The sequence below is a fragment of the Halorientalis persicus genome (genome assembly GCF_900110215.1).
GTDB lineage: Archaea > Halobacteriota > Halobacteria > Halobacteriales > Haloarculaceae > Halorientalis > Halorientalis persica.
Genome location: NZ_FOCX01000001.1, coordinates 1 through 18,463, shown reverse-complemented (window position 1 = coordinate 18,463; position 18,463 = coordinate 1). Strand labels below are relative to the sequence as shown.

15 protein-coding genes, 1 tRNA gene and 1 pseudogene are annotated in these 18,463 nt (G+C 62.1%); 9 read left to right on the top strand and 8 right to left on the bottom strand.

What is annotated here, in order from left to right; all coding sequences use genetic code 11:
- Positions 1–31: 31 nt before the first annotated feature.
- Entirely contained in the window at positions 32–1,933 is a 1,902-nt protein-coding gene (locus BMX17_RS00080) for a hypothetical protein (RefSeq protein ID WP_092656357.1), read from the bottom strand.
- Between the two features lie 409 nt (positions 1,934–2,342).
- Between BMX17_RS00080 and BMX17_RS00075 the strand changes: the two genes are divergently transcribed.
- From BMX17_RS00075 to BMX17_RS00060, 4 genes are all read left to right on the top strand, one after another.
- Positions 2,343–4,205: a cation:proton antiporter gene (locus BMX17_RS00075; RefSeq protein ID WP_092656355.1), complete on the top strand. Its 1,863-nt coding sequence runs from the start codon at positions 2,343–2,345 to the stop codon at positions 4,203–4,205.
- A gap of 80 nt (positions 4,206–4,285) precedes the next feature.
- The gene (gene gcvPA / locus BMX17_RS00070; protein ID WP_092656353.1) at positions 4,286–5,623 is read left to right on the top strand and encodes an aminomethyl-transferring glycine dehydrogenase subunit GcvPA; all 1,338 of its coding nucleotides are present in this window, start codon (positions 4,286–4,288) and stop codon (positions 5,621–5,623) included.
- A complete protein-coding gene (gcvPB, locus tag BMX17_RS00065) occupies positions 5,620–7,095 on the top strand; it encodes an aminomethyl-transferring glycine dehydrogenase subunit GcvPB (RefSeq protein WP_092656351.1) in 1,476 nt (491 codons plus the stop codon). The genes gcvPA and gcvPB overlap by 4 nt, the downstream gene beginning before the upstream one ends.
- Positions 7,096–7,139: 44 nt before the next feature.
- On the top strand, positions 7,140–7,571 hold the full coding sequence (locus tag BMX17_RS00060) for a CopG family ribbon-helix-helix protein (RefSeq protein ID WP_092656349.1): 432 nt from the start codon (positions 7,140–7,142) through the stop codon (positions 7,569–7,571).
- 1 nt (position 7,572) lies between these two features.
- On the opposite strand, the gene BMX17_RS00055 is transcribed toward BMX17_RS00060, so the two are convergent.
- The 4 genes from BMX17_RS00055 to BMX17_RS00045 all read right to left on the bottom strand — a co-directional run bounded on the left by BMX17_RS00055 (position 7,573) and on the right by BMX17_RS00045 (position 11,032).
- A complete protein-coding gene (locus tag BMX17_RS00055; protein WP_092656347.1) occupies positions 7,573–8,313 on the bottom strand; it encodes a bacteriorhodopsin in 741 nt (246 codons plus the stop codon).
- The gene (locus BMX17_RS00050) at positions 8,306–9,907 is read right to left on the bottom strand and encodes a methyl-accepting chemotaxis protein (protein ID WP_092656345.1); all 1,602 of its coding nucleotides are present in this window, start codon (positions 9,905–9,907) and stop codon (positions 8,306–8,308) included. Before BMX17_RS00050 ends, BMX17_RS00055 begins: the two co-directional genes overlap by 8 nt.
- A gap of 301 nt (positions 9,908–10,208) precedes the next feature.
- Positions 10,209–10,376 carry a DUF7838 family putative zinc beta-ribbon protein gene (locus tag BMX17_RS25745; RefSeq protein ID WP_170845283.1) on the bottom strand — a complete coding sequence of 56 codons (168 nt, stop codon included), beginning with the start codon at positions 10,374–10,376 and terminating at the stop codon, positions 10,209–10,211.
- Positions 10,377–10,459: 83 nt separating this feature from the next.
- Positions 10,460–11,032 (bottom strand): rhomboid family intramembrane serine protease, encoded by a 573-nt coding sequence (locus BMX17_RS00045; RefSeq protein ID WP_092656343.1) that lies wholly within the window; start codon positions 11,030–11,032, stop codon positions 10,460–10,462.
- A gap of 84 nt (positions 11,033–11,116) precedes the next feature.
- Here BMX17_RS00045 and BMX17_RS00040 point away from each other — a divergent pair, with 84 nt between their 5' ends.
- Positions 11,117–11,653 (top strand): cob(I)yrinic acid a,c-diamide adenosyltransferase, encoded by a 537-nt coding sequence (locus tag BMX17_RS00040; RefSeq protein WP_092656341.1) that lies wholly within the window; start codon positions 11,117–11,119, stop codon positions 11,651–11,653.
- A gap of 12 nt (positions 11,654–11,665) precedes the next feature.
- Here the strand turns inward: BMX17_RS00040 and BMX17_RS00035 are convergent, their stop codons facing one another.
- Positions 11,666–12,613, bottom strand: a complete 948-nt coding sequence (locus BMX17_RS00035; protein WP_092656339.1) for an MBL fold metallo-hydrolase — start codon at positions 12,611–12,613, stop codon at positions 11,666–11,668.
- A gap of 279 nt (positions 12,614–12,892) precedes the next feature.
- On the opposite strand from BMX17_RS00035, the gene BMX17_RS00030 reads away from it, so the two are divergent.
- The 4 genes from BMX17_RS00030 to BMX17_RS00015 all read left to right on the top strand — a co-directional run bounded on the left by BMX17_RS00030 (position 12,893) and on the right by BMX17_RS00015 (position 15,938).
- Entirely contained in the window at positions 12,893–13,159 is a 267-nt protein-coding gene (locus tag BMX17_RS00030) for a DUF7553 family protein (protein ID WP_092656337.1), read from the top strand.
- A gap of 42 nt (positions 13,160–13,201) precedes the next feature.
- Positions 13,202–13,276, top strand: a tRNA-Val gene (locus BMX17_RS00025).
- A gap of 294 nt (positions 13,277–13,570) precedes the next feature.
- Complete coding sequence (locus BMX17_RS26620; protein ID WP_211611253.1) at positions 13,571–14,041, top strand: hypothetical protein; 471 nt, start codon at positions 13,571–13,573, stop codon at positions 14,039–14,041.
- A 73-nt stretch (positions 14,042–14,114) separates the two neighbouring features.
- Positions 14,115–15,938, top strand: a complete 1,824-nt coding sequence (locus BMX17_RS00015; RefSeq protein ID WP_092656335.1) for an Rrf2 family transcriptional regulator — start codon at positions 14,115–14,117, stop codon at positions 15,936–15,938.
- 525 nt (positions 15,939–16,463) lie between these two features.
- Here BMX17_RS00015 and BMX17_RS00010 read toward each other — a convergent pair.
- Entirely contained in the window at positions 16,464–18,281 is a 1,818-nt protein-coding gene (locus BMX17_RS00010; protein ID WP_092656333.1) for an Eco57I restriction-modification methylase domain-containing protein, read from the bottom strand.
- Positions 18,282–18,292: 11 nt separating this feature from the next.
- A pseudogene (locus BMX17_RS00005) lies at positions 18,293–18,463 on the bottom strand (IS1595 family transposase); the annotation flags it as partial.

Sequence of the window (18,463 nt, the reverse complement as noted above, 5' to 3'; positions counted from 1 at the left end):
GAGCAGGATCGGGTGTTCGGGCCGCGCGCTCTCAGGTACAGCGTTTCCCCACGCCGTTCCCGGTGAATTTGACGTCCCGCTTCGCGTTGCCCGAGAACTGGTTGCCGCCACAGGTGAGATTCGAGTTCGGTCCGTAGCTGATCCCGTGGTAGCCGCTATCGCGGATGGTCGAGTTCTCGATCGTCGCCGTCCCGGTGTGTCCGAAACTGTACAGCAACACGGACGCCTGGCTGTGTTCGCCGCCACGCATCCGGTTCTGTCCGGCGTTCTCGACGAGTACGTTGCGGAGCACGTTGTTCGCACTGCCGGTGATGAACGAGATCCCGTTCCAGGTCCCCGGTGTGCCGTCGACGCTGGTGAAGGTGATCTTCGCGGACCCGGCGGCGTCGGCGTTGATCGAGCCGTTCGTCCCTTTGCCGGTGAAGATGGTTACGTCCTGGTGGGACTCGATGGTCGCACCTGGTTCGACCGTCAGCGCGGCGTCGACGGGCAGGTTCCCGCTGAGTCGGTACGGAACGTCGAATCCGTGCCAGGTCGCCGCGTCCGTGAGTCTCGTCTGCGGGCCCGATTGGATAGCGATGTAACTGCCACTCCCGAAGGTCTGATCCGCTCCGACTCCGTCGACGACGTTCGCGTGCAGTTGGAGGGCCGCCGTGTTGTCCGAGAATACGCACTCGGTGACCGTGAGGTCCGTGCCGCCTGAGTCCACCTTGATGCCGGCGTTCTCGTTGCGGTTGCAGATACAGTGGTCGAACGTCGCCGTGACGTCGTCGCCCTGGACAAACACGCCACCGCTGGCGTCTGTGGCCCCGGTCCAGGGTTCACCGCCACCGGACTCCACTCTCGTGTGGACGAAATCGAGGGTCGCGCCGTTGCCGGCGAAGATGCCCTGCCAGGCCCCCGGCGAGTCGCGAGTCCCGGTGAAGATGACCCCATCGCCGCCCGAGCCGTTCGTCTCGAACGTGACGCCGTCGGCCTCGATGCCCACATCCTCCGCACACTGGACGGTGACGTTCTCCTCGACAGTGAGGTCGGCCGACAGCAGAACGTCTTTCTCGGCGTAGTAGTCGACGCCGGGGTCGACCCAGGTCCCGCTGTTCCTGACCGAGTTCTGCCCGCGACCGCCGCCGGTGATGGTGATCCTGTCGGTGTCGTTGTTCTCGACGGTGTTGTCGGCGGCGATGCCACTCACGAGATCCGAGTGAACCTGTGCCGACAGCGCGTTGTTCGCGATGCGCGTGTTCTCGACGGTCAGATCCGGGTCTTCGTAGGGTGCTCGCAGGCCTGCCCGGTCGTTGTGGCGAAGCGTCACGCCGTCGAGACTGGCCACCCCCGAACTGACCAGCAGGCCGCCCGACCTGATCGCGTACGCGCCGTGCCACTTGCTGGCCCCCGCGTACTCGAGTATCGTGTTCTGCAGACCGTTTTGGCCCGTCGATCCGTTGTTCAGCCGGATGCCCCGCCAGAACCCGCGGGTCCGGGTTTGCCCGGTGAGGATCACCGGATCCGACGCCGTCCCCGCCGTCTCGAACCCACCGTCCGATTTGACGTGGATCCCTGCATCCTGTCCGAATTCGACGTACACGCCCGCCTCGAGCGTCAGCGTCCCGTCCGTGACCGCGAGAACGCTGTCGATACGATAACACCCCTTCTCCAGTGTCACACCGCCGTTCAGGTCCGACTGGCTCAGCGTGGTGAACGAACTACAGTTTGGCGACGCGCTGTCGGTCGGTGCGTCGGCGGTCGGCTCCGATTCCGTCGATCCGAACAGGTCGCCGTCGATCTGGCACCCCGCGAATCCGACTGTCACGGCCGTCGCCCCGAGCGATCCGAGGAGACGGCGCCTGTCGAGTCGGTCAGTCCCGTCGGCTGTTTCCTCACTCGTCCGATTCGATCCGTCGGCCGTCCGCGAACTCTGTCGTTTTCCTGTCATATATCGACGACCCGGTCGTCGTCCCGGGAACGAACCGATAGGTCACACTCCCGAGGGTGGGATAATCCCCCTGTCTACACAGCTAGACTCGACCCCGTTTCGACCCCGTCTCGGCGTCCTGTGGCCGGATTCCGTCAGTGGCGTCGAAGGGACCGAGGACTGATCCGCTCGGCGTCTCGACGGCTAGACACACCCGCTCTGACCCGTCACCGTTTCCGGTAGTCGGCCGGACAGAGCGTTCCAGTCGTCGTTTCGACACTACGCCGGAGCCGCGGGTGCAAATCACTCGACAATTTGATATAGCGATATACAATTCATTCGGGCCCGATTCGGCACACAGAACCACCAGGAGAGGCGGCGAACGCAACACTTTCGACGCTGGCGTGCCGGGAACCGAACGACTACGCCGGTGTCCGCTTCGACAGAACTCATCGCGCTCGTCGTCACCGTCGTCGGTGTCGGCGTGGCCGCACAGGTGTTCTCGGACTGGCTGAGCGTGCCGAGCGTCCTGTTCTGGCTCGCGGCCGGTGTCGCCGTCGGTCCCGAGGGGCTGGGGCTGATCACGCCGAGTGCAATCGACGGCGGGGCGCTGTCGGCTATCGTCGGGCTCTCGGTCGCGATCATCGTCTTCGAGGGCGCGTTCGCGCTCAAGATCGACCGATTGCGGGAAGCGCCGCGGGAGACGCTGCGGCTGGTGACGGTCGGCGCGATCGTCTCCCACCTCGGGACCGCCCTCGTCGTTCGGTTCGCGCTTGGAACCTCGTGGGAACTGGCCCTGCTGATCGGGTCACTGTTGATCGCCACGGGGCCGACGGTCATCACGCCGATTCTGGAGGTGGTCCCCGTGCGCGAGCGCGTCGCGACGACGCTGGAGACCGAAGGGGTCGTCAACGACGTGACCGCCGCCATTCTGGCCATCGTGATGTTCGAGTACCTCCTGCTGGAGGGCGAGGGCCTGCCGACGCTGATCGGGCAGTTCGCCTACCGGCTCGGGGCGGGTGTGCTGGTGGGCGTGACCGTGGCCGGCGTCGTCTGGCTGTTGCTGGCGCGACTGGAACTGCCGACCGAGAACGCGCCCCGCAACGCGCGGCTGGTCGTGCTGGCGTCGGCGCTTTCGGCCTACGGCGTGGCCGAAGCCGGACTGGGCGTCGCCGAGTCGGGCATCGCCGCGGTCGCCAGTGCCGGGTTCCTGCTGGGCAACGTCGAGTTGCCCTACAGCGAGCAGATCGAGCAGTTCAAAGGCGACGTGACGCTCGTGGTGTTGACCTTCGTGTTCGTGGTCCTCGCGTCGCTGCTCTCGCTGTCGGACCTTCGGTCGCTCGGGATCGGTGGTATCGCCGTCGTCCTCGTGGTCGCGCTGGTGGTCCGGCCGCTGTTGGTCTTTCTCTCGACGATCGGCGGGCGGTTCACGTTCCGCGAGCGGCTGTTCGTCAGCGCCATCGGGCCGCGGGGGATCATTCCCGCCAGCGTCGTGACGCTCTTTGCCCTCCAGCTGAGCGACAGCCAGCCCGAGGTTGCGACGACGCTGGTCGGAACGGTCTTCCTCGTCATCTTCGCGACCGTGGCGTTTCAAGGGGGACTGGCCCGTCACATCGCGCAGGCACTCGACGTGATTCCGATGCGTACTATCATCGTCGGCGGCGGACGAATCGGGCAGGCGCTGGCCGACCGGCTGGAAGACCGCGGAGAAGAGGTGACCATCGTCGAACTGGATCGGGACGTGGTCGAATCGCTCCGGGAGGACGGCTACCGCGTCGAACACGGCGACGGGACCGACCGGGACGTGTTGCGGTCGGCCGGGGCCGAGAACGCGAAGGTGGTCGCGGCCGCGACGCCCAGCGACGACGTGAACCTGCTGGTCGGGCAACTGGCGCGAAACACGTACGACGTGGCGACGGTGGTCGCCCGCGTCAACCAGCCCGACAACGAGGACGCCTTCCAGGATCTGGACATCGAGGCTATCTCGACGGGAATGTCCGTCGCGTGGTCGATGGACAACGTGATCGAACGGCCGGCCATCGCGCGCTGGATGACCGAACTCGACCGGACCGGCGACGTACAGGAGGTAGAGGTCACGGCCGACGCGGCGGCCGGCCGGACCGTCGCCGACCTCGCCGCGGACCTCCCGGAGGACTGTTACGTCGGCCTCATCAGCCGTGACGACGAGAACCGCATCCCCCACGCCGACGACCGGATCGAACACGGCGATCACGTCACGTTCATCGGTCGCAGGGAAGCCGTCCACGAGGCCATCGATTTCTGTACCGCGTGAGCAACCGGGACACTCTTTTCAGCCCGGCCGTAACAGTCCCCAAGGACACAGGGCGGCCGTGCCGTCCTGCGGCAGTTACCATGACCGACAACGACACACGCGGGAGTCCGTACGCACCCCACACCCAGACGGAGACGGCGGCCATGCTCGACGCCGTCGGCGTCGACAGCGAGGAAGCACTGTTCGACATCCCCGAGGGCGTCCGATTTTCCGACGGCTTCGGCATCGAACCCGGGAGCGAGCGCGAGATTCGCCGCGAGATCGAGCGCACGCTGTCGCGCAACGAGGACCTGACGGAACTGCTCGGCCGCGGCCACTACGACCACTACGTGCCCTCGCTGGTCGACCACCTGGCGGACCGATCGGAGTTTCTCACCTCCTACACCCAGTACCAGCCCGAGGTCGCGCAGGGCTTCCTCCAGGCCCTCTTCGAGTACCAGTCCATGCTCGTCGAGCTCACGGGATTGGACGTGGCTAACTGCTCGATGTACGACGCCGCCACCGCGCTCGGCGAGGCCGCCACGCTCGCCCAGCGCGTCCGGTCGATCTCCGGCGACCGCGTTCTCGTCCCCGCCCACGTCGCGCCCGGCCGCCGGGGCGTCCTGGAGAACTACGCGGCCGGCGCTGGCGTCACCGTCGAGAGCTATCCGATGGACGACGGGGCCGTCGACACGGATGCCCTCGAAGGTCAGATCGGCGAGGGCGTGGCGATGGTGTACGCCGAGACCCCCACGGTGCGGGGCGTGATCGAGGAATCGCTGTCGGCCGTCGGTGAGGTCGCCGACGATCACGACGTCCTGTTCTGTCTCGGCTCGGACCCCGTGGCGCTCGCGCTCCTCGAAGAACCGGCGAGCGTCGGTGCGGACGTGGTGATCGGCGACGCCAGCACGCTCGGGCTGGGCCGCAGCTATGGGATGGGACTGGGGATGTTCGCGACCCGGGAGGACTACCTCCGGCAGGTCCCCGGCCGACTGGTCGGCGCGGGCGACGACGACAGCGGCCGGCGGGCCTACACCCTCACGTTGCAGACTCGCGAACAGCACATCCGGAAGGAACGCGCGACCTCGAACATCTGTACGAACCAGGCGTGGGTGGCACTGCGGACGGCGATCCACGCGGCCTGGCTCGGGCCGGACGGACTGGCCGATCTCGCCGAGGAGTGCGTGCGCTACCCGCAGGATCTGGCCGCCCGCCTCGACGAGATCGAGGGCGTGCAGGCCCCCGTTCACGACCGCCACCACTTCCGGGAGTTCCTGGCCCGGACGGACCAGCCCGCCACCGCGGTCGCGGCCGACCTGCGCGAGCGGGGCTACGCGGTCCACGACGTCGGCGAACACCTGCTAGGGATCTGCGTGACCGAGCGAACGGCCGAGACGATCGACGATTTCGTCGAGGCGATGGCGGAGGTGGCCCCATGAGCGACGACCCGGACGGAGCCGACACGAGCGACGACGCGGGGACGCTCGGGTACCAGCAGGCCCGCTGGACCGATTCCGACCAGCGCTACGAACCCCTCCTCTCGGAGAAAGACACCACCGAAGTCGAGGTGGGCGGCGACGATTCCCCGCTCCCGGACGACCTCACACGGGACTCGCTGGAACTGCCCGCCCTCTCGGAACCGGAACTGGCCCGCCACTACACCCGGCTCTCCCAGATGAACTACGGGGTCGAGAGCGGTCCCTTCCCGCTGGGGTCCTGTACGATGAAGTACAATCCCAAGTTCACCGAGGACGTGGCCGCGATTCCCGATGGTGCGGTCCACCCGGACCGACCCGACGACAGCGTGCAGGGCACCCTGGCCGTGATGGCCGGACTGCAGGACTATCTGGGTCGGATCGGCGGGATGGACGCGGTGACGCTCCAGCCGCCAGCGGGCGCGGCGGGCGAGTACGCGGGCATCCTGATCGCGAAGGCGTACCACGAGGCAAACGGCGAGGACAGGGACGAGATCGTCGTCCCGGACACCGCCCACGGCACCAACTTCGCGAGCGCGGCGCTGGCGGGCTACGACGTGGTGGAACTGCCCAGCGCGGAGGACGGGCGTGTCGATCTGGACGCCCTCGACGCGGCCGTCGGCGAGGACACAGCGGCGCTGATGCTTACCAACCCCAACACCCTCGGGCTGTTCGAGCGCGACATCGAGACGATCGCCGGGATCGTCCACGACGCGGGCGGCCTGCTCTACTACGACGGCGCGAACCTCAACGCCCTGCTGGGGCGGGCTCGCCCCGGCGACATGGGGTTCGACATCATGCACTACAACGTCCACAAGACGTTCGCGACGCCCCACGGCGGCGGCGGGCCCGGTGCCGGCCCCGTCGGCGTCAAATCCGAATTGGCCCCGTTCCTGCCGAGTCCCCACGTCCGCGAGCGGCCCGAGGGCTCCGGCTACGAACGCTACGAGCCCGAACACAGCGTCGGGAAGGTCCACGGCTTCGAGGGCAACTGGCTCGTCTTGATCAAGGCCTACGCCTACATCGCGCGGCTGGGTGATCCCGGACTCGCCGACGCAAGCGCCAAGGCCGTGCTGAACGCCAACTATCTCGCGACGCAACTCGACTACGAGGTCCCGTTCGGTCCGTTCCACCACGAGTTCGTCGCGAGCGCGGGCGAGCAGGACGCCGCCGACGTGGCCAAACGGATGCTGGACTACGGCGTTCACCCGCCGACGACGAAGTGGCCCGAGACCGTCGGCGAGGCGCTGATGACCGAACCGACCGAGATCGAGGGCAAGCGGACGCTCGACCAACTCGCGGCTGCCTTCGACGCCGTCGCTGGCGAGGACGACACGACACTCGATGCGGCCCCCACCGAGACCAGCGCCCGCCGGATCGATCAGGTCGCCGCCGCACGGACCCCGAGACTCTCCTGGCAGGCGCTGGACGAGTAGGGGTTTTACCAATCCTTAATAGCTGAGCGGCGCTGAGTTAATACATGACCGTCGTCAGCGTGTCGATGCCGGACGAACTACTCGACAGAATCGACGAGTTCGCGGACGGCCACGGGTACACCGGCCGCAGTGAAGTCGTCAGGGAAGCCGCGCGCAACCTGCTGGGGGAGTTCGAGGACCGCCGGCTGGAAGACCGGGAGCTGATGGGCGTCGTCACCGTCCTGTTCAACTACGAAACCACCAGCGTCGAGGAGCGGATGATGCACCTGCGCCACCAACACGAGGAACTGGTCCAGTCCAACGTCCACAACCACGTCGGCGACGCGTACTGCATGGAACTGTTTATCCTCGAGGGCTCACTCGAAGATATCTCTACCTTCGTAGGCAAGATCCGGGCGACGAAGGACACGCTCACGGTCGATTACTCCGTGATACCGGTCGACGGGCTAAACGAGGCGTTGAGCGGCGGGAACTGAGTCAGTCGGCGGGGTCGGGATTCGTCGATCCGCCGGCGTCGTTCGCCCCGCCGATCTCGTCGAGGAGGCCACCGGCCGCGTCGCCGATGTCGACGTTCGTGACGTTGGCAAAGAGGAAGCCGGCAAAGCCCGCGCGGATCAGGAGGTTCATGTACTGGGTCAGCACCGAACTGACGAAGTTGTCGAACAATCCGACCAGTCCCAGTACCGCCGACACGATGATCATCCCGATGAGGAACAGCAGCAGGTTCCGGGCTTTCCAGTGTAGGAGCCGCTGTTCCTCCGAAACCGACTGGGCCGCCTCCCAGATCTGATTCCGGTAGAGATACAGCAAGACGAGGTGTCCGACTACGAGGACGGCCAGCATCACCAGCGCGACCAGGCCGCCGGTGATCGCGGCGATGGTGAAGGCGGCTCGCTGGGCGAACGGGAGCGCGATCGTGATCGCGAACAGTCGCCGGTCGACGCCGGCCAACAGGGCCGCGACTGCCCACAGCGCGGGGTAGGCGATCAGGTCGCCGAGCAGACTCGGGATCGTGATCGCGTATTCGTTCACGACGACGGTGCCGATTCCCGCTGCATCGAGCGCCACTGCGATCCCCGAGATCACGACGATGCCGAGGACCGGGAGACAGTACTGCCGATACGCGTCGGGAATCCGGCGGAGCCACAGCACGAGCCCTGCGATTACGACGGCGTAGACGGCGGCGCTGGCGGCGTAAACCGTCGCGGCGCTAATCATCGCTACCACCCACGCTGGAAGCCGCGTGGTTCGCGTCGCCCATCCCGTGGTCGGTCGCGTCGTCCACGTTCCGGGTCTCGAACTCCGCAAGCCGGCGCTGGAGGTCCGCGGTCCGACTCGCGAGGTCGTCCGCGCGCCCGCGAACGTCCTGCATGGTTTCGGCGGTCTCGTCGGCGGTGTCGGCCAGCGAGTGTGAGCGCTCGGCCACGTCGGCCGCCGCCTCGCGCACGTCGCCGACGGTCGCGGCTACTTCCTCGGTGGCGGCCGCACCGTCCTCGGTCGCGCGGGCGATCTCGCCCATCGCGCTGTCCACGTCGGTGACGGTGTCGATCAACTCTTCGAGCGTCTCGCCCGTCTCCGTGACGCTGTCGACGCTCGTGTCGATCCGCTCGCGCGTGGCCGCCATCTCGTCGGTGACGGTATTCACGTCCGCCCGTGCACCGGTGATGATGTCCTCGATCTCGTCGATGGAGTCCTGGGTCTCCTCGGCGAGTTCCTTGACTTCGTCGGCGACGACGGCGAACCCGTCGCCGGCCTCGCCGGATCGTGCTGCCTCGATGTTGGCGTTGAGCGCGAGGATGTTGGTCTGTTCGGCGATCTCGTCGATCAGATCCGTGGTCGCCGCCACGTCCTCCATCCGGTCGTCGAGTGCGCCGACCTGTTCGCCCAGGCGCTGGACCGCGTCTTCGACCTCGCGGATGGCATCGACGGCTTGCTCGGCTCGTTCGACACCCGTCTCGCCGACTTCGGTCGCGTCAGCGGCCTGCCGTGCGACCTCGTCCGTCGTCGAGGCGACCTCCTCGATCGACGCCGAGAGATCGTTGGCCTCGCTGACGGCCGCGTCCAGCCGCTCGGCCTGGTCGCCGATGTCCTCGGCGAGGTCACGGATGTCCGTCGCCAGCGTGGCGTTGAGGTCCTCGACCGTCGCGGCGTCGTCGGCGACCGCCTCGCTGGCCTGCTGGACCTCGGCCGCGAAGTCCTGGATGTCCTCGACCGTCACGGAGAGGCCGTCGGCCATCTCCTCGTAGGCGACGAGGATGCGCTCGATGGCCTCCACGTCGGCGTCGTCGTCGAGGTATCGAGTGAAATTGCCGTCGGCGGCCGCGGTCATCGCGTCGCCGATCTCGTCGGCCCGGTCGAGCAGCGTCTCGGTCAACTCTTCTGCGTCCCGTTTGGCCTGTTCGGCCTCCTTTCTGGCCTGTTCGGCTTCTTCGCGGGCCTGTTCTGATTCCTCGAATGCCGAGTCCAGCGACAGTCGCATATCGTCGAGGGTGGCCGCCAGTTCGCCGAACTCGTCGGGGCGGTCGGACTCGGGGGTCACGTCGAGGTCGCCGTCCTCGATGGCCTCGGCCACCTCGGTCAGCCGGCGGAGTTCGACGCCGACGTTGCCGCCGAGGACGATACCCAGCAAGCCCAGGTTCAATACGATGACGAACATGGTGCCGGCGAGCGCCGACACCGCGGCCCCGGTGGTCGCCGCGTGGTAGGTGAAGATCGTACCCAACACGAGCGTCACAGCCAGCGTCGCGGCCAGCGAGACACCGACCCGCTGACTGTATTGCGAGGCGATACGGTTCGTGAACGATTCAGACATTGCGTTGTCCTTTCGTAGTAGCTTGTTTACGGGTTTCGGCGATTTCAGCGCTCGATGTACGCGCGGTATCAGCACCCGGCTGCCCGTCTTAGGGGAATTCCGTGGATTTGTTATCGCGATATCTCATTTATTTCAGCACGACACCCGGCCGCATTCGCTGGTCGTCACGGCGACACCGCTTCTCGGATCTGGTTGGGATTCCGGCGGCTGCGGCGCTGTGACGGGTGTGGCGGTCCCTCGGAACGGGGTACGATAGTGCAGCGGCTCCGCGATGGCTCCGGACGGAATCGAAAACGAGCGGTTACGCTTCTGCGCCGGTGTCGATGCTGTCGATCTGGACGAAGCCGTAGTCACAGTCCGGGCAGTGCCACTTGACCTTCTGGCCGAGGTGGAGCTCCGTGCTCGCCGCCCGGTAGAAGGTCTTTTCCTCGCCACAGTTCGGACAGGACCGCTCGAGTTCCATGGCCATACGCGACGGTTCCACGGCGGGATAGTTCAACGTCCCGGTTTCTGGGGGCGATAAACGGCTGACAGCTATATCGAATTGGATCGCTACACACGTAACAGGTGTGCTCGACCGGCTAGCAATCCGACGAACAGGCCCGTGAAGTGTGCGATCAGTGCTGCGCGGGCCGAGCCAGTGGCTAGCGTGACGACTCCGGCGACGAGCAGGAGGGCGAGCAACCGGGCGCGCCCGGAGAGTTCGATCCCGGCGACGACGGTGTCGGTCAGTCGGTTGCCCGTCAACAGGTAGCCCACGAACGCGAAGATGGCACCGCTCGCACCGAGGACGCCGGTTCCGGCACCGAACGCGGCCCCGAGCGTGATCTGTGTGATCCCGGCGAGTGCGCCGGTCCCGACGAAGAAGGCGTGATAGCGCAGACGCGTCGTCGCGCGTTCGAGAATGGCCCCGGTGACCAGGAGTCCGAGCGAGTTCGCCAGCAGGTGCTGGAGGGTCATGTGCGCGTAGACGCTCGTCACGAGCGTCCACGGGTGGGCGGTGACCGGCGGCGTCAGCACGAACAGCGTGCCGAACAGCCCGAGCGGGATCGCGACCCACTCCAGCAGGAAGACCACGACGAAGGCAGTGAGCGTCGTGACGGTCGGGCTCCGGCCGAGGACCATACCAGTAGTGGGGACCCCAGGTCAGTAAACTCCGTCGCCGCCGGCGTCGGGGAGCTATAAGACACTGGCGGCCCCAGTGGACGTATGAAGATCTACACCGGTCGCGGTGACGAGGGAATGACCGACCTCCGGAACATGGACCGGGTGTCCAAGGCCAGCCCGCGGATCGAGGCCTACGGGACCGTCGACGAGGTCAACGCCCTGGTCGGTGTCGTGCGGCCCACGGGCTACGACGACGTGGACGACCAGTTGCGGTCGATCCAGAACCACCTCCACGTCGTTCAGGCCGACTTCGCCAACCCCGATCCCGACGAGGAGGACCCACAGATCACCGACGAGCACGTCGAGGAGCTGGAGGCGTGGATGGACGACTACGACGACGAACTCGACCCCCTGGAGCGGTTCATCCTCCCCAGCGGGAGCGAACCCGGCGCGAAACTCCACCAGGCCCGGGCGGTCTGTCGCCGCGCGGAACGCCGGGCGGTCACCTTCGCCTCCGAGGAAGCCGGCGTCAACGACGCCGCCATCGTCTACCTCAACAGGCTCTCCGATTGCCTGTTCACGCTCGCCCGCGTGGTCAACAAACGCGAGGGCGTCCCCGAGGAGAGCCCGACCTACTGACCGACGGCCGACCTACACCGGTTCGTAGACGAGGACGCCGCCCCGATCCCGTATCGTCACCTCGCCTCTGTCTTCGAGTACGTCCAGATGGCCGACGGCCTCACTCATGCCGGCAAAGGACTCCGTGACGGGGAGATCGCCGAACAGCCCATCCATCACGTCGACGGGCGTGGTCGGACCGTCCACGAGATCGTGGACGTTGTCCGTCCGTTCTTCGTGTGCCTCACGGATCTCCCCGATCCGCGCACTCGGCGCGTCGATCACCTCGCGGTGACCCGGGAGCAGGCGGTCGTAGTTCCGGTCGCGCAGGCGGTCCAGTGATCGATTGTACGAGGGGAGGACACGCGGACGCTCGTCACGTCCGTCTCCCGGCGGGAGGAGGAAGGGATTCGGTGTGATGTCGGGGAGGACGTGATCCCCGACGACGGCGCGGCGCTCACCGTCGAGGTCGTAAGAGAGGATGCACTCGCCGTCGGCGTGGCCGAGCACTTCGTCGACTTCGAGGACGGTATCCTGTACGACGAGGGTATCGCCCGAGACGATCTCCCGATCGGTCGCCACGTCGGGTGCGTAGCGGAGGTACACCTCCGGGAGGCCAGTGACGGTCTCGGCGGTCGAGCGCGCCATCCCACAGCGCTCGAAGAAGTCGGTGAAGAACGTGCGCTCGCGCTCGAACCGCCCCGCGAAATCGCCGACGATCCGGGCGGCGTCGGGGGTGGCGACGACCGACGCTCCGGCCTCGCGGAACCGGTTTGCCAACCCGAAGTGATCGGGGTGTGGGTGGGTGACGAGGACGCGCTGGATGTCGGCCGGGGCTAACCCTCGCTCTTCGAGGGCGTCGAGCAAGTGCGACCAGGCCTCCTCGCTGTCCGGGCCGGGATCGATCAGCGTCCGACCGGCGAGGTAGGCGTTGACCGCCCCGACCTGAAACGGCGTCGGAACGGTGAGGCGTGTGAACATGGGAACCCGTACCCGCCGGTGGAACAATAGGGTTGTGACGAAAAGCCGGCCGACGAGGGTATGCCCACGGTCACCTCGACGGCCGAATGCATGGTGGACGCGTTGTTGGGACAGACGCGTGGCCGACCCCCCGACGGGGTTCCAGCCGGTTTTAGGTATGCCTAAAAGATTGAAAAAGCTTGTGGTCGGTCACTTCCTGGCGAGGCATCGGACTGGAGTCCGGCGGTCTGGACCTGTAGTGCCACAACCCTTTTCTCTGTCCTCGGCGTAGCAACGAATATGAACAAACACTTCGAAGACGCGCAATACTACCTCAAACGTGCAGGCGAGACGGCCAAAAAAGGAGTCGTCGAGGAACTGGAGCCGATTCAGGACCGGATCGACAACCTCACCGGCGGCGACGACGAGGCCGAACCGGAGGCGAGTCGACTGGCGGACATTCGGGCCGACCTGAAAGAACTTCAGGGGAAAGCCGAAGGCGAAGCCAAAGAGGCGATCGCGGACGCCCGTGAGAAAATCGAGACCTACCGGCAGACGGAAGCCTGAGAGGTAACCCTTAAGTCCGGCGCAGGGGTAGCACCGAGCGCCGGGTTGGTGATCTAGTCCGGTTATGATATCTCCTTCACACGGAGAAAGCCGGCGGTTCAAATCCGCCCCAACCCATCCCGCTCCTTTCGTCGCGCGAAGTACCGAACCGCCAGACAGCACCGCATGGGCGTTACACCCCTGAACCAAGTCTGCAAGTTGGCGGCTAATTCTGTGTGAAACCGCAAGACGTGAATCGGTTCACCTACAAGTAGCATCTCCAGATACAACAAGCTTCCTACTATTCACAAGTAGAAGTCCCAAAACGACGAAAAGCCCCCGACTCTACTGCCCGCTCAATGGGTTGTTACTTAGCAATAAAGTAGACCAAAGCAGGATTTCGCCCTGGGTTACATATGGGGAGGGGCTCGTTTGAGTAAGGGAATGGTACATCTGAAGGTTGGCGCGATCTTCGAGGCGACCATTGATCGGATTAGCAATTCGGGAAACGCAGTCATCGAGGGGGATTCCACCGAGGCATTTGCACTACTCAAATCCGGATCTTGGGAAGAGGAAGATACGGTGAAGGTGAAGATCACGTCAGAGAATGGTAATATATACACCGCGGTCCCGATGTTCAAGGAGGCAGGAGCGAAAGCCCCACCCCTTCATCATGACGGGAAGTCAGCAGGACAAACGCGAAGTCTGAGTGACGCATTCGATTCAATTGAGGATCGAGAATTCAATCCGAAGACACACGGAGCACCTGAGCTAAATTCCAATAAGTCAAGCGAAGGCCAACAGACATCCTCAAAGCCGGGTTCAGACTCAGAGAAGTCTCTTCGTGACATAGCAAAAAGCCTCGATGAGTCGGAGTCTACCGATACACAAGACACCGAATGACAAATCTTTACCCGACCCGTCTCGCCGGTTAAGTATCGCAAGCGATTCTATATCCGAGAAACCGACTTCCGAGTTGACCATCTCTGACGTTCGTGATCGCCTCGATGAGCTGATTCATGGAGGCTTCGAGCAAAACGGAACAACACTGGTTGAAGCTCTCCCTACTATAGGGAAGAGCCAGCACATCGTAGAGTGGGCTGAAACAACGGGTGAAGATCTAACGATATTCACGGCTCGACATGAGTTATACGGTCAGTATGAGGAGTGGTGTCGAGAACGGGGCTTGGATTACCGGATTCTCCCTGCCTTCCAACATGAGTGCGAGACAATGGGTGAAAACGAACCCATCGAGGTGGAGGTAAATGAGGTCTATGAATCAGGAATCACGGGCGCAGAACTTCATCGAAACGCTGAACGATACTTTGGAGAGCAACTCCCCTGTCAACGTGATGGCCGCTGTTCGTACATGGAGAAACGTGACTTCGTTCCAGAGAACTACGATGTTCTCATTGGACACTATCTCCAGGCCCACAATGATGACTACCTCGAAGATCGGTACGTGGCCTTTGACGAGTTCCCAGGAGACGCGTACTTCTTTGAACCGCGACACAATGAAGCAACGCGTGCGATTACTAACTACTTAGAGGCTGAGCAAGACCTCCCGTTCGATACCTGGAAGCGTCTGTACTATCACCGTGGGGATTCTGAATACGAAGACGAAGTAGAAGCGTGGAAGAGTGACTTAGGATTCTACTCACACAAAGATACTCGATATATACTTCAGCGAAAACCAGGATTCCATGCTAATGCGCCTCTCTTGACCCACGCTGCCCTTGAGTTCGACTTGCTGGATAACGACTGGGAGTATGCAACTCTTGGATCTGGCCGGAGAGCTGTCCGAAGCTCTGAGGACGAATGGACGATACTCAACCCACCACCGATCCACCGGGCAAAAAGTGTCGTTGCGCTCGATGGAACACCAACAGTAACGAAATGGCGACTGATCCTCGGTGGCGACTGGATCAATCACGAGGAGGTCCTCGACACACCTGAGGAAAAACGCCACTACCTCGAAGAAATTCTCGGCCTTACGATAATTCAAACCACGGCTGATTCAAAGCCATATCATAGTGGAGACTATGTTAATGTAGATTCAGACGGGGCGTTACTGGAAAGTATTCATGAGAAGGAGGGGACCCGTTCAGCAGTGATAACCTCGAAAGCGGCCGAAGAGTTGTATAGCGCATCCGGTGTTGACAACCACATAGGGATCAGTGAACACTACAACAATCTGATCGGGAGTAATCAGTTTAAGGGAGTACAGCTTGGCTCTGTTATCGGAAGCCCTCACCCACCAGAGGACGAGGCTGTTCAACGATGGGCCGCCCTTGATGGGGAGAGCGTCGAACGACAGGAATACGAGGATGGAACAACCAAGCGTGGGACTTATCTCGACTTTGGGCCATTTGGCAACGCACTCTTTCAGGACGTAGTCCACAATGAGATACTCCAGGCAGTGATGCGGTTTGGACGGACCCCTGGCAAGGATGAGCCGGGAGCAACTGTGTACGTACACACATTCTGGCTTCCTGATTGGGTGATTCCCGAGAAGCAGTTGCAGGTCAAAACTTGGTCCGATGGAATGAATGAAGTCGTTACTGCGCTCCAGGAGTCGGAAAAATGGCCAAGCGGGGAATGGACGAACAAGGAGATCGCGGAATCCATCTCTATTGGAGTTCGGCAGGTAAGCAAGCTGATGCAAGAATTAGATGAGGAAGGATATGTAGCGCATCGTCGTGGTGGTCGAGGGAACGCATATCACTGGTCGAATATTAGATTAGATGACTTCTCCGAATTTGGAAAAGTGGAGGATGTTTCCGAACTCTCACGTACTTAGTCTCTACGTGAAACTTCGAAAAGACCGCAGAATTTCTGCCCATCGAGGGGGTGACAGCTCTATTAGTATTTTTATCTACTGTTCTAATTGGACTCGATTAGTGTTCTAATTCCAGCTCATTGAGGCGAGAGTAAGAGCCGGAAAAGCAACTCAGACGGCTGAAAACACCCTCGATGCATTGAAACTCTCGGGAAGATCTCGAAGAACGTACCTGAGATAGAGATCACCGATAGATACTCCAAATGAATAGTATTCTGGACGAACACGGCAAGGAGACACCCCCGCCCTCAATGGGTTGATGTTCGTTTCAGAACACTTCGAGGTAATCCTCGATAACCTCTTGCTCTTCTTCCGTGAGATCGAACAAGTCGTACACTGTTTGGCCGATCTCCGCTTCGAGGTCGTCAATGTTCGTCTCTTCCACTGTCTGGCGGTCTGGTTCCAACCCCTCAATGAAGCAAATCAAGAATAGTGAACGGGACGACTCAAATCACGGCGGAGGGATCGGTCTTGAGGATCTCCGGATTAATCCAACGGATTCCCGTAGAGGCGGGCTACAATATGGTCCGTCACATCATCTATTTTGGCTGATTCGCTGTTGTATTCCTTCTCAGTTCGCTTGTTTTCCATGAACGTCTCCATATCCACGTGTGATTGATTTGTATCGGGGAGTTTGATATCCTTCACCCGGTCAATCATAGAGTCGCGGGTGTTTGCGTCGCGCTTCAGGCCTGACTGGTTCCGTAGATCACTGTTTTCGTATGCTTGTGGGAGGAATTCCGAGAGTAGAAGTGCATCCTCCTCATCGAGATTCGTGAATCGCAGTGCTGGGATGTATTCCTGTTCGTCTTCCACGATGTACCCGTGTTGGTCTGTTTCGTGCTTTTCGGGGTATTCTGGCTTGTATTTCGGACAGATTTCAACAGTTACCGAGTAGATATCCGGAGCGATTTTTTCGGGTGTGCTACACCGAATGCCGTTGATTTTTGGCGATCCTTTTTCTGTCTCGTCAACGGTTTCGGGTAACACCGTTCCACGACTTTCGGAAGTTGGCTGGATTTGCCCGAGGTCACCGACTCGTTCTCCTTCGACGTACGGTTGGATGAAGTCCACAAGGCTGGTGTTTAGTTCATCCCGTAGGCCGATAATGCGGGTGTGTTCCTTGGCCAGATAGACCAGCATATCATGGGCAATATCCCGTATCACGTACCGTTCTGACTCCTCAGATTCGCTGTCTTCGGACTCTTCTCCTTCTTCCTCATCGTCGGATGTCTCGTCCTCCGGTTCGTGGAGGATGTGTGTGTCGGTAAAGTCGGTAATGGTGCTGCTGTCGATGTCGCCGTTGAGGAACTCTTCCACCTTCTCTTGGAGTTCTCCGACTACCTGTTCCCGTTCGTCTTCTTGGGTGTCGAAATCGACGATTGGGATGGGGATGGAATCGTAGTATTCGGAAGCCAGGTTGTTGTCGATAAAACAAGTCCAGAAGTAGTGGTCTGTTAGGCCGGAGGAGACGATGGCGAGCAGGTAGTAGATACTCTCCTCGTTCTCGCTCCGCGGCAGGATTGTGATAGTTGAGTTGAAACCTATGTATTTGTTGAGATCGATGGTAGAGACAATTCGATCATCCATCTGTGAGTTCCTGATTGCGTTGGCGATGATTTTCTCATCGGCCTTCCAATACTTCTCATCACGGGGTGCATCCAGCGCATCCCGATCATATCGCACGTACTCATCGCCCCAGACGTACCCATATCGGTGGATATCATCGCCCCGTAGGATTTTGCGATATACGTTACCGTCGTCTTGCGGAGACTCGGTGAGGAATTCGCTGTTGTTGCCAGTCCGGAGTCCCTGTTGTGTATCTGCGATATTCCCGAGTTCGGTCGTTCTGTCCGTTTCGAGGTAGCCTTCCACCCATTCTGCCGGGCGAATCAACAGCGGGTTCCACGGGAGGTATTCAACCACTTCTGACGGGAACTCTCGGAGGCTGTCGTTTGCTTCCGGGAGGTCATCTGGGTGGATTGTCGTGCTTTCGAGCGTTTGTTCGTCGTTCTCCTCCCGGTTTCGGTTCGGCTCAGCATACAGGATCATCGGCTCGTTCGTCGCATCTTCGAATACGTCGTCGGTGAAGTCGATGATGCGGATGTAGTCCGATTCATCGAGCAGTTTGCGACGGGTATCCTCGAACGACTGGTTGTTCAGCAGGGTGTGGGGGATAATGTACGAGAACCGGCCATTGTTCCGTGTTGCGTCGAGTCCTTGATCGACGAATACTGCGTACAGGTCGTATCGGAACTGGTAGGTGTCTGTGTACGCCTTCTCGTAGTCGCTCTTGTGAAGCACGTTGTTGATTTTTAGAGGACGGCGTCGAGAGCATATTTGAGTGCTTCGTCACCTGGTTTTCTGTAGAGTTCGCGGCGGAGCTGAAAGGCTTTGAGATACGGCGTTAGCTTGTCTTTTGACACTCCTCGGTGGGGCGAGAGCCACCGTCGCGTCAGCGACGCGTGGCTCTCGCAGGTGTTGAC

Bases quoted from the DNA above. Each gene is read 5' to 3' on its own strand.
- BMX17_RS00080 (WP_092656357.1), bottom strand. From the start codon at position 1,933: ATGACAGGAAAACGACAGAGTTCGCGGACGGCCGACGGATCGAATCGG.
- gcvPA (WP_092656353.1), top strand. From the start codon at position 4,286: ATGACCGACAACGACACACGCGGGAGTCCGTACGCACCCCACACCCAG.
- gcvPB (WP_092656351.1), top strand. From the start codon at position 5,620: ATGAGCGACGACCCGGACGGAGCCGACACGAGCGACGACGCGGGGACG.
- BMX17_RS00060 (WP_092656349.1), top strand. From the start codon at position 7,140: ATGACCGTCGTCAGCGTGTCGATGCCGGACGAACTACTCGACAGAATC.
- BMX17_RS00055 (WP_092656347.1), bottom strand. From the start codon at position 8,313: ATGATTAGCGCCGCGACGGTTTACGCCGCCAGCGCCGCCGTCTACGCC.
- BMX17_RS00050 (WP_092656345.1), bottom strand. From the start codon at position 9,907: ATGTCTGAATCGTTCACGAACCGTATCGCCTCGCAATACAGTCAGCGG.
- BMX17_RS25745 (WP_170845283.1), bottom strand. From the start codon at position 10,376: ATGGCCATGGAACTCGAGCGGTCCTGTCCGAACTGTGGCGAGGAAAAG.
- BMX17_RS00045 (WP_092656343.1), bottom strand. From the start codon at position 11,032: ATGGTCCTCGGCCGGAGCCCGACCGTCACGACGCTCACTGCCTTCGTC.
- BMX17_RS00040 (WP_092656341.1), top strand. From the start codon at position 11,117: ATGAAGATCTACACCGGTCGCGGTGACGAGGGAATGACCGACCTCCGG.
- BMX17_RS00035 (WP_092656339.1), bottom strand. From the start codon at position 12,613: ATGTTCACACGCCTCACCGTTCCGACGCCGTTTCAGGTCGGGGCGGTC.
- BMX17_RS00030 (WP_092656337.1), top strand. From the start codon at position 12,893: ATGAACAAACACTTCGAAGACGCGCAATACTACCTCAAACGTGCAGGC.